Source organism: Streptomyces sp. (genome assembly GCF_036566765.1).
Taxonomy (GTDB): domain Bacteria; phylum Actinomycetota; class Actinomycetes; order Streptomycetales; family Streptomycetaceae; genus Streptomyces.
The window spans coordinates 1-10,659 of sequence record NZ_DATCVQ010000148.1 but is presented as its reverse complement, the minus strand read 5'-3'; the positions used below and the strand labels follow the sequence as shown (position 1 = coordinate 10,659).

The following is a 10,659-nucleotide window of genomic DNA, read 5'->3' as shown; positions in this document are numbered from 1 at the left end:
CCGCATCACCGTCGCCGGCACCGATCTGGCCGGCCTCGGTGAGGACGGCCTGCTGGAGCTGCGCCGCGACCGGATCGGTTTCATCTTCCAGTCCTTCGGCCTGATCCCGATCCTGACGGCTGCCGAGAACGTCGGTGTGCCGATGCGTCTGCGCAAGACCGACCCGAAGGAGCGTGACGAGCGGGTCGAGCTGCTCCTCACCCTGGTCGGACTCGCCGATCACGCGGCGCAACGGCCCGGCGAGCTCTCCGGCGGCCAGCAGCAGCGCGTCGCCATCGCCCGCGCGCTGGCCAACCGCCCGTCCCTGCTGATCGCCGACGAGCCGACCGGCCAGCTGGACGCCGAGACCGGCCTGGCGGTCATGCAGCTGCTCCGCGCCGTGGTGCGCAGCGAGGGCGTCACGGCCCTGGTCGCCACGCACGACGCGCAGCTCCTGGGCCTTGCGGACCGGGTCCTGGAACTGCGCGACGGGGAGATCGTCGAGCACTGAGGCGGGACTGAGGCGCGACCGAGGCATGCGCCTGGCGGGTCCTCGTCAGAATCCCGTCAAGGACGTTCCGGGGGTCGCTCACGCGTACGGAACGCCCGGTGTGCTGGACGTATGGTCGTCCCATGGGACGCGGCAAGCTTCGGATCTACCTCGGTGCGGCACCGGGCGTCGGCAAGACGTACGCGATGCTCTCCGAGGCGCACCGGCGCGTGGAGCGCGGCGGCGACTGCGTCGTCGGCTTCGTGGAGCACCACGACCGGCCGCGTACCGAGGTCATGCTGCACGGCCTGGAGCAGGTGCCCCGCCGGACCCTGGAGTACCGGGGCGCCGAGTTCACCGAGATGGACGTGGACGCGGTCCTCGCCCGGCGGCCCGCCGTCGCCCTGGTGGACGAACTCGCCCACACCAATGTCCCGGGCTCGCGGAACGCCAAGCGCTGGCAGGACGTCGAGGAGCTGCTCGCGGCCGGCGTCGACGTCATATCGACGGTCAACATCCAGCACCTGGAGTCCCTGGGCGACGTCGTCGAGTCGATCACCGGCGTACGCCAGAAGGAGACCGTCCCGGACGAGGTCGTCCGCCGCGCCGACCAGATAGAGCTGGTCGACATGTCGCCCCAGGCGCTGCGCCGCCGCATGGCGCACGGCAACGTCTACAAGCCCGACAAGGTCGACGCCGCCCTCTCGAACTACTTCCGCCCCGGCAACCTCACCGCCCTGCGCGAGCTGGCCCTGCTGTGGACCGCCGACCGGGTCGACGAGTACCTCCAGCAGTACCGCGGCGAGCACAACATCCGCTCCACCTGGCAGGCCCGCGAGCGGATCGTCGTCGGCCTCACCGGCGGCCCAGAGGGCCGGACCCTGATACGCCGGGCCGCGCGGCTCGCCGAGAAGGGCGCCGGCGGCGAGGTCCTCGCCGTCTACATCGCCCGCAGCGACGGCCTCACCGCGGCCTCCCCGAAGGAACTGGCGGTCCAGCGCACCCTCGTCGAGGACCTGGGCGGCACCTTCCACCACGTCATAGGCGACGACATTCCCGCCGCGCTGCTCGAATTCGCCCGCGGCGTCAACGCCACCCAGATCGTGCTCGGCTCCAGCCGCCGCAAGACCTGGCAGTACATGCTCGGGCCCGGCGTCGGAGCGACCGTCGCCCGGGAGTCCGGCCCGGACCTCGACGTCCACATCGTCACCCACGAGGAGGCCGCCAAGGGCCGCGGGCTGCCCGTCGCGCGCGGCGCACGGCTCGGCCGCTCCCGGCGGCTCGCCGGCTGGCTCGTCGGCCTCGCCGGGCCCGCGCTGCTCACCCTGCTGCTCACCAACGTGGACGCCGACCTCGGCCTCGCCAACGACATGCTGCTGTTCCTGGCGCTGACCGTGGCCGCCGCGCTGCTCGGCGGGCTGCTGCCGGCGCTGGCCTCCGCCGCCTTCGGCTCCCTGCTCCTGAACTGGTTCTTCACCCCGCCGATCCACCGGATCACCATCGCCGACCCGAAGAACATCGTCGCCATCGTGGTCTTCTTCGGCGTCGCCATGTCGGTCGCCTCCGTGGTCGACCTGGCCGCCCGCCGCACCCACCAGGCCGCCCGGCTGCGCGCCGAGTCGGAGACCCTCTCGCTGCTCGCGGGCAGCGTGCTGCGCGGCGAGACGACGCTGGAGGCCCTCCTGGAGCGGGTCCGGGAGACCTTCTCCATGGAGTCCGTCGCTCTCCTCGAACGCGCCGGCGACGTCGAGCCGTGGACCTGCGCGGCGAGCGTCGGACCCCACCCGGCCGAGCGCCCCGAGGACGCCGACGTCGACATGCCCGTCAACGACCGTCTCGCGCTGGCCCTGACCGGCCGGGTGCTGCCCGCCGAGGACCGCCGCGTGCTCGGTGCGTTCGCCGCCCAGGCCGCCGTCGTACTGGACCGGCAGCGGCTGGTCGACGAGGCCGAGGACGCCCGCAAGCAGGCCGAGGGCAACAAGATCCGCACCTCCCTGCTCGCCGCCGTCAGCCACGACCTGCGCACCCCCCTCGCCGGGATCAAGGCGGCCGTCTCCTCCCTGCGCTCCGACGACGTCGAGTGGTCCGAGGAGGACGTGGCGGCGCTCCTGGAGGGCATCGAGGACGGCGCCGACCGGCTCGACCACCTCGTGGGCAACCTCCTGGACATGTCCCGGCTCCAGACCGGCACGGTCACCCCGCTGATCCGGGTCATCGACCTGGACGAGGTCGTTCCGATGGCGCTCGGCGGGGTCCCGGACGGCAGCGCCGAGCTGGACATCCCCGAGACGCTGCCGATGGTCCAGGTGGACAAGGGCCTCCTTGAGCGGGCCGTCGCCAACATCGTCGAGAACGCCGTCAAGTACAGCTCCGACGGCGTCCCGGTCGCGGTCGCCGCCAGCGCGCTCGGCGACCGCGTCGAGCTGCGCGTCGTCGATCGCGGCCCCGGAGTCCCCGACGAGAGCAAGGACGGCATCTTCGAGCCGTTCCAGCGCTTCGGCGACGCGCCGCGCGGCGCGGGCGTCGGGCTCGGCTTGGCGGTCGCCCGCGGCTTCGTGGAGGCCATGGGCGGCACGATCACGGCCGAGGACACCCCCGGCGGCGGTCTCACCATGGTCCTCACCCTGCGCGCGGCGCGCGGCCGCGACCCGTCCGCGCCTGCGGACAGCGCCGCCGCCGTATCCGGCGCGCCCGCCCACTCCGTCCCCGCCGAACCCGGCGCCCCCGCCGATTCCAGCGCCCAGGCCGTCTCGTGACGCCGGCAGAAAGCAGGTACCCCTCCATGACCCGGGTCCTCGTGGTCGACGACGAACCGCAGATCGTCCGCGCCCTGGTGATCAACCTCAAGGCGCGGAAGTACGAGGTGGACGCCGCGCCGGACGGCACGACCGCCCTCCGGCTCGCCGCCGAGCGCCACCCGGACGTCGTCGTCCTCGACCTGGGCCTGCCGGACATGGACGGCGTCGAGGTCATCAAGGGCCTGCGCGGCTGGACCCGGGTGCCGATCCTGGTGCTCTCCGCCCGGCACACCTCCGACGAGAAGGTGGAGGCGCTCGACGCGGGCGCCGACGACTACGTCACCAAGCCCTTCGGGATGGACGAGCTGCTCGCCCGGCTGCGGGCCGCCGTCCGCCGCGCCGAGCCGGTCGGCGGGGGAGAGGACGGGGTCGTGCTCGTCGAGACGGCCGGGTTCAGCGTCGACCTCGCGGCGAAGAAGGTGCAGCGGGACGGCAAGGACGTCCGGCTCACGCCCACCGAGTGGCACCTGCTTGAGGTGCTGGTCCGCAACAGCGGACGGTTGGTCAGCCAGAAGCAGCTGCTGCAGGAGGTCTGGGGGCCGTCGTACGGCACCGAGACGAACTACCTCCGGGTGTACATGGCGCAGCTGCGCCGCAAGCTGGAGGCGGACCCGTCGCACCCCCGGCATTTCGTCACCGAACCGGGCATGGGCTACCGCTTCGAGCACTGATTCGAGCGCCGATCCGGGGCTGATCCGAGTTGCCGCCGCGGGGCCGATCCCAGCGCCGCTGCGGGGCCGATCCGGGCGTTGATCCGGGGGCGGGACCGTCGACAGTGGGGCCCGGTACGCTTGCTGTATGAGTGCTGCACCGCGTACGGAGAAGCCCGCCGGACGGTTCCGCCGGATGCTTGACCGACTGTCCACCTCGCAGGAGGACCTGGAGTCGGAAGAGCTCCAGGTGGACGCCCAGCAGTCCGGGTGCACGCCCATTTCCGACTGCTCCGACCGCCAGATAGTCAAGGTGACTGGTACCTTGCGCACGGTCACGCTGCGTCCCCGGGCCGGCGTGCCCGCGCTGGAGGCCGAGCTGTTCGACGGCACGGCTCCGCTGGACGTCGTATGGCTGGGCCGGCGGTCCATCGTGGGCATCGAGCCGGGCCGCAAGCTGATCGCCTCCGGCCGGATCTCCATGAGCCACGGCCGGCGGGTCCTCTTCAACCCCAAATACGAGCTCCGACCGCTCGGACAGGAGTAGCCGGTGACGTCTCTCGACAAGCCGCCGACCGATCAGGACGACCCGACCCCGGCCTCGAAGGAGGTCACGGAGGCCGCGCTGTTCGAGGCGTTCGGCGGCCTGCGGGGCATGGTCGAGACGGTGCTGCCGGGTCTGCTCTTCGTCACGATCTTCACGATCAACAAGAACCTGCACATCTCGGCGATCGCCGCGCTCGCGGTCTCGCTGGCGTGCGTCGCGGTCCGGCTGATCCGCCGGGACACGGTGAAGCACGCCTTCAGTGGCGTCTTCGGCGTGGCCTTCGGCGTCGTCTTCGCGATGATGACGGGCAATGCGAAGGACTTCTACCTGCCCGGCATGCTGTACACGCTCGGCCTCGGCCTCGCGTACATCATCACGACGCTGGCGGGCGTGCCGCTGATCGGCCTGATCCTCGGCCCGGTCTTCAAGGAGAACCTCTCCTGGCGGAAGCGGAACCCGGGCCGCAAGAAGGCATACACGAAGGCGAGCTGGGCGTGGGGCCTGATTCTGCTCGCCAAGTGCGCGATCCTCTTCCCGCTCTACTGGTGGGCCGACACCACCCAGCTCGGCTGGGTCCTGGTCGCCCTGAAGATCCCGCCGTTCCTGCTGGCCGTGTACCTGACGTGGGTCTTCCTCGCGAAGGCCCCGCCGCCGATCGACGTCTTCGCCGAGATGGAGGCCGAGGAGGCCGCCGAGAAGGCCCGCAAGGCCGCCGCGGCCCAGGCGACGGGGCAGCAGCCGGAGGCGTAGCGCTCGGCGGCGTACGGGGGCGCGAGGCGTCGTCCTCGTACGCTGCGAGGCTCGACGCCGGATGCGTGCGGGGCGCGCGAGGCTTGCGCACGCGGGCGCCGCACCGCGTACGCGGTGCGGCGCCGCCGCCGTCCTGGCCCGGCGAGTCGCCTGCGTTCGCCGCGTACCTCGTACGCCGCGCTGGCGCCCCCCGTCCTACGCGAGAAGGGGCCCGGGAAGCGATTCCGCTTCCCGGGCCCCTTCGTCGTACCCACCCGTCGGCGTCAGTCGGCCGTCGAGCCCTCCTCGCGGCGGACCGACAGCAGGTCCTCCAGCTGCTCCTCGCGGGCCTGCGCCGCGACGAACAGCAGCTCGTCGCCCGCCTCCAGCGTCTCCTCCGCGCTCGGGGTGAGCACCCGCGAGCCGCGGATGATCGTGACCAGCGAGGTGTCCTGCGGCCAGGCCACGTCGCCGACCGGCGTGCCCGAGATCGCCGACTCCGGCGGCAGCGTGAGCTCCACCAGGTTCGCGTCGCCGTGGCTGAAGCGCAGCAGCCGGACCAGGTCGCCGACGCTCACCGCCTCCTCCACCAGGGCCGACATCAGCCGCGGCGTCGACACGGCGACGTCCACGCCCCACGCCTCGTTGAACAGCCACTCGTTCTTCGGGTTGTTCACCCGGGCGACCACGCGCGGCACGCCGTACTCGGTCTTGGCGAGCAGCGAGACGACCAGGTTGACCTTGTCGTCTCCGGTCGCCGCAATGACGACGTTGCAGCGCTGCAGCGCCGCCTCGTCCAGCGAGGTGATCTCGCAGGCGTCGGCCAGCAGCCACTCCGCCTGCGGCACCCGCTCCACCGAGATGGCGGTCGGCGCCTTGTCGATCAGGAGCACCTCGTGCCCGTTCTCAAGGAGTTCGCCCGCGATGGAACGGCCCACCGCACCCGCGCCCGCAATAGCGACCCGCATCAGTGACCGCCTTCCTCGGGCCCGGCGGCGAACGCCGCCTCGACCTTCTCGATCTCGTCCGTACGCATCATCACGTGCACGAGGTCGCCCTCCTGCAGCACCGTCTGCGAGGTCGGCAGAATCGCTTCGCCCAGTCGGGTGAGGAACGCGACGCGCACGCCGGTCTCCTCCTGCAGCCTGCTGACCTTGTGCCCGATCCACGCCGCGTCGGTGTGCACCTCCGCCAGCTGGACGCCCCCGCTCGGGTCCCGCCACAGCGGCTCCGCGCCGGACGGCAGCAGCCGCCGCAGCATCTGGTCCGCGGTCCACCGGACCGTCGCGACCGTCGGGATGCCGAGGCGCTGGTAGACCTCGGCGCGCCGGGGGTCGTAGATCCGCGCTGCCACGTTCTCGATGCCGAACATCTCGCGCGCGACCCGCGCCGCGATGATGTTGGAGTTGTCGCCGCTGCTCACCGCGGCGAAGGCGCCGGCCTCCTCGATGCCCGCCTCACGCAGCGTGTCCTGGTCGAACCCGACGCCGGTGACACGGCGGCCGCCGAACCCGGAGCCGAGACGGCGAAATGCCGTCGGGTCCTGGTCCACGACCGCGACGGTGTGCCCCTGCTGTTCCAGGGTCTGCGCGAGAGCGGCTCCCACTCGCCCGCAGCCCATGATGACGATGTGCACGTCCCCTTACCCCGCACTCCTGATCGCCTTGCCGACCTGCGAATACACCCTGCTCACAACTTTCCTCGCCCAACTGGCCCGGGCCGCGGCGGGCAACGCCCTGCCGTGTTGCCCGGTCCGAGCTTATGCGGCAACCCCGTACCGGACCTCATCCGCGGTGGTCAGCAGGGAGATTCCGTGCGCATCGGGGGTGCGCGTGGGCATGGCGTATTTCGAACGCTTACGATCCTCTGCGTGTCCAAACTGACCGACGTGCCCAAACGGATCCTCATCGGGCGGGCCCTGCGCAGCGACAAGCTCGGGGAAACGCTCCTTCCGAAGCGCATCGCCCTCCCCGTCTTCGCGTCCGACCCCCTGTCCTCGGTGGCGTACGCGCCCGGCGAGGTGCTGCTCGTCCTGTCGATCGCGGGGCTCTCGGCGTACCACTTCAGCCCGTGGATCGCGCTGGCCGTCGTCGTCCTGATGTTCACGGTCGTCGCCTCGTACCGGCAGAACGTGCACGCGTACCCGAGCGGCGGCGGCGACTACGAGGTGGCCAACACCAACCTCGGGCCCAAGGCCGGACTGACCGTCGCGAGCGCCCTGCTCGTCGACTACGTCCTCACCGTCGCCGTCTCCATCTCCTCCGGAGTGGAGAACCTCGGCTCGGCCATTCCGTTCGTCGTGGAGAACAAGGTCCTCTGCGCGATCGTGATCATCGTGCTGCTGACGCTGATGAACCTGCGCGGAGTGAAGGAGTCGGGCAGCCTCTTCGCCATCCCGACGTACGTCTTCGTCGCCGGCGTCTTCATCATGATCGCCTGGGGCGCGTACAAGGGGATCGTCCTCGACGAGACCATGCGGGCCCCCACCGCCGACTTCGAGATCAAGGCCGAGGAGGAGGGCCTGGCCGGCTTCGCCCTGATCTTCCTGCTGCTGCGCGCCTTCTCCTCCGGCTGTGCGGCCCTCACCGGCGTCGAGGCCATCTCCAACGGCGTCCCGGCCTTCCGCAAGCCGAAGTCGAAGAACGCGGCCAGCACGCTCGCCCTGATGGGCGGCCTGGCCGTCACCATGTTCTGCGGCATCATCTTCCTGGCCATGGCCACGGATGTGCGGATGGCCGAGAACCCCGCGCAGGACCTGATCCAGAACGGGAAGCCGGTCGGCGAGGGCTACGTCCAGGACCCGGTGATCTCGCAGGTCGCGGCCGCCGTCTTCGGCGACGGCACGTTCCTCTTCGTGGTGCTCGCCGCGGCCACCGCGCTGGTCCTGTTCCTCGCCGCGAACACCGCGTACAACGGCTTCCCGCTGCTCGGCTCGATCCTCGCCCAGGACCGCTACCTGCCGCGTCAGCTGCACACCCGCGGCGACCGGCTCGCGTTCTCCAACGGCATCGTGCTGCTGGCCGGCGCGGCCATCCTGCTGGTGTGGGTGTACGGCGCAGACTCGACCAAGCTGATCCAGCTGTACATCGTCGGCGTCTTCGTCTCCTTCACCCTCAGCCAGATCGGCATGGTCCGGCACTGGAACCGCCATCTGAAGACGGAGCGCGACACGGCCAAGCGCCGCCACATGATCCGCTCCCGCGCGATCAACGCCTTCGGCGCCTTCTTCACCGGCCTGGTCCTGGTCGTCGTCCTCGCCACCAAGTTCACCCACGGCGCCTGGGTCGCGCTGCTCGGCATGGTCATCTTCTACGCGACGATGACCGCGATCCGCCGGCACTACGACGGCGTCGCCGCGGAGATCGCGGCCGCTGAGGAGCGCCCCGACGAGTACGTCCGCCCTTCGCGGGTCCGGTCCGTCGTCCTGGTCTCCAAGCTGCACAAGCCCACGCTGCGCGCGCTCGCGTACGCCAAGCTCATGCACGCCTCTGAGGTGGAGGCGCTCAGTGTCAACGTCGACCCGGCGGAGACCAAGGCGCTCAAGGAGGAGTGGGAGCGGCGCGGCATCAACGTGCCGCTCAAGATCCTCGACTCGCCGTACCGCGAGATCACCCGGCCGGTCATCGAGTACGTGAAGAACGTCCGCCGGGACAGCCCGCGCGACGCGGTGATGGTCTACATCCCCGAGTACGTCGTCGGCCACTGGTACGAGCATCTGCTGCACAACCAGAGCGCGCTGCGGCTCAAGGGCCGGCTGCTGTTCACGCCCGGCGTGATGGTGACCTCGGTCCCGTACCAGCTGCGGTCCTCCGAGCTCGCGAAGAAGCGGGCGCGCAAGCGCCAGGAGTGGAACGCGCCGGGATCGGTGCGGCGCGGTCCGGTCGAGAAGGGCACGAAGGAACCGTCCGGAAAGAGCAACTAGACTGGTGGGCTGCCGTTCGAAACGGCAGCCCACCTTTCTCTTCCTCTGGAGCCCCCGATCATGCAGAACGCACCTGTCTCGTCGTTGATCGGGGAGGAGTACGAGGTCGAGGTCGGCCCGGTGGCACACGGCGGCCACTGCATCGCCCGTACGGAGGCGGGGCGGGTGCTGTTCGTCCGGCACACGCTGCCGGGGGAGAAGGTCCGCGTCCGAGTCACCGAGGGCGACGAGACGTCCCGCTTCCTGCGCGCCGACGCGATCGAGGTCCTGGAGGCGTCCAAGGACCGGGTCGAGGCGCCCTGCCCCTTCGCCGGCCCCGGCAAGTGCGGCGGCTGCGACTGGCAGCACGCCAAGCCGGGCGCGCAGCGCCGCCTCAAGGGCGAGGTGATCGCCGAGCAGCTCAAGCGCCTTGCCGGGCTCACCCCGGAGGAGGCCGGCTGGGACGGCACGGTCATGCCGGCCGAGGGCGACAAGCTTCCCGCGGGCGAGGTCCCGCAGTGGCGCACCCGCGTCCAGTACGCGGTCGACGTGGAGGGCCACGCGGGCCTGCGCAAGCACCGCTCGCACGAGGTCGAGGTGATCGACCACTGCATGATCGCGGCGCCGGGCGTCAGCGAGCTGGGCATCGAGAAGCGCACCTGGGAGGGCATGGCGTCGATCGAGGCGATCGCCGCGTCGGGCTCGCAGGACCGCCAGGTGATCCTCACGCCCAGGCCCGGGGCGCGCCTGCCGATCGTGGAGCTGGACAAGCCGGTCTCCGTGATGCGGATCGGCGAGAAGGACGGCGCGGTGCACCGCGTCCACGGCCGCCCGTTCGTCCGCGAGCGCGCCGACGAGCGCACGTACCGCGTCGGCGAGGGCGGCTTCTGGCAGGTCCACCCGAAGGCCGCGGACACCCTGATGCGAGCCGTCATGCAGGGCCTGCTCCCGCGCAAGGGCGACACGGCCCTGGACCTGTACTGCGGCGTCGGCCTGTTCGCCGGCGCGATCGCGGACCGCGTCGGCGACAAGGGCGCGGTCCTCGGCATCGAGTACGGCAAGCGCGCGGTCGAGGACGCCCGCCACAACCTGGCCGACTTCCCCCGCGTCCGCATCGAACAGGGCAAGGTGGAACAGGTCCTCCCCCGCACCCGCATCACCGACGTAGACCTCATCGTCCTGGACCCCCCACGCGCCGGCGCCGGCAAGGAAACGGTCCACCACCTCGCGACCCTGGGCGCCAGGCGCATCGCCTATGTCGCTTGCGACCCTGCCGCCCTGGCGCGCGACATTGCGTACTTCGCGGAGGGGGGGTATCGGGCGCGGACGTTGAGGGCGTTCGATCTGTTCCCGATGACGCACCACGTGGAGTGCGTGGCGATCCTGGAGCCGGTGAAGAAGGACGCGTGAGCTGGGGTTTCGTGGGTGCGCAGTATGTGCGGTGTGGGCGTTACAGGCGATCTTGACGCCGAAATGACGCCCGTGACGCTCGTTCTGGCGGGGCGTCAGGTGCGTGTTCTTGCTCTGCGCTGCTGGGCTGTGGCGGTGTGGGTAGTTTCGGTGCC

At 71.1% G+C, this 10,659-nt stretch carries 9 protein-coding genes; 7 read left to right on the top strand and 2 right to left on the bottom strand.

Going from position 1 to position 10,659, the window contains the following annotated elements:
• From VIU94_RS07825 to VIU94_RS07805, 5 genes are all read left to right on the top strand, one after another.
• Positions 1–490 (top strand): ABC transporter ATP-binding protein (locus tag VIU94_RS07825; RefSeq protein ID WP_331908991.1); only part of this gene is annotated, 490 nt, incomplete at its 5' end.
• Between the two features lie 122 nt (positions 491–612).
• Positions 613–3,225, top strand: a complete 2,613-nt coding sequence (locus VIU94_RS07820; protein ID WP_331908989.1) for a DUF4118 domain-containing protein — start codon at positions 613–615, stop codon at positions 3,223–3,225.
• Between the two features lie 26 nt (positions 3,226–3,251).
• Complete coding sequence (locus tag VIU94_RS07815) at positions 3,252–3,938, top strand: response regulator (protein WP_331908987.1); 687 nt, start codon at positions 3,252–3,254, stop codon at positions 3,936–3,938.
• A 127-nt stretch (positions 3,939–4,065) separates the two neighbouring features.
• Entirely contained in the window at positions 4,066–4,464 is a 399-nt protein-coding gene (locus tag VIU94_RS07810) for an OB-fold nucleic acid binding domain-containing protein (RefSeq protein ID WP_331908985.1), read from the top strand.
• A gap of 3 nt (positions 4,465–4,467) precedes the next feature.
• On the top strand, positions 4,468–5,214 hold the full coding sequence (locus VIU94_RS07805; protein ID WP_331908983.1) for a DUF3159 domain-containing protein: 747 nt from the start codon (positions 4,468–4,470) through the stop codon (positions 5,212–5,214).
• Between the two features lie 263 nt (positions 5,215–5,477).
• On the opposite strand, the gene VIU94_RS07800 is transcribed toward VIU94_RS07805, so the two are convergent.
• Together VIU94_RS07800 and VIU94_RS07795 are read right to left on the bottom strand one after the other, a co-directional pair.
• A complete protein-coding gene (locus VIU94_RS07800; protein WP_331908981.1) occupies positions 5,478–6,161 on the bottom strand; it encodes a potassium channel family protein in 684 nt (227 codons plus the stop codon).
• Positions 6,161–6,829 (bottom strand): potassium channel family protein, encoded by a 669-nt coding sequence (locus tag VIU94_RS07795; RefSeq protein WP_331908979.1) that lies wholly within the window; start codon positions 6,827–6,829, stop codon positions 6,161–6,163. Before VIU94_RS07795 ends, VIU94_RS07800 begins: the two co-directional genes overlap by 1 nt.
• Positions 6,830–7,063: 234 nt before the next feature.
• Here VIU94_RS07795 and VIU94_RS07790 point away from each other — a divergent pair, with 234 nt between their 5' ends.
• Together VIU94_RS07790 and VIU94_RS07785 are read left to right on the top strand one after the other, a co-directional pair.
• Positions 7,064–9,115 (top strand): APC family permease, encoded by a 2,052-nt coding sequence (locus VIU94_RS07790; RefSeq protein ID WP_331908977.1) that lies wholly within the window; start codon positions 7,064–7,066, stop codon positions 9,113–9,115.
• A gap of 60 nt (positions 9,116–9,175) precedes the next feature.
• Positions 9,176–10,504, top strand: a complete 1,329-nt coding sequence (locus VIU94_RS07785; protein WP_331908975.1) for a class I SAM-dependent RNA methyltransferase — start codon at positions 9,176–9,178, stop codon at positions 10,502–10,504.
• Positions 10,505–10,659: the final 155 nt, after the last annotated feature.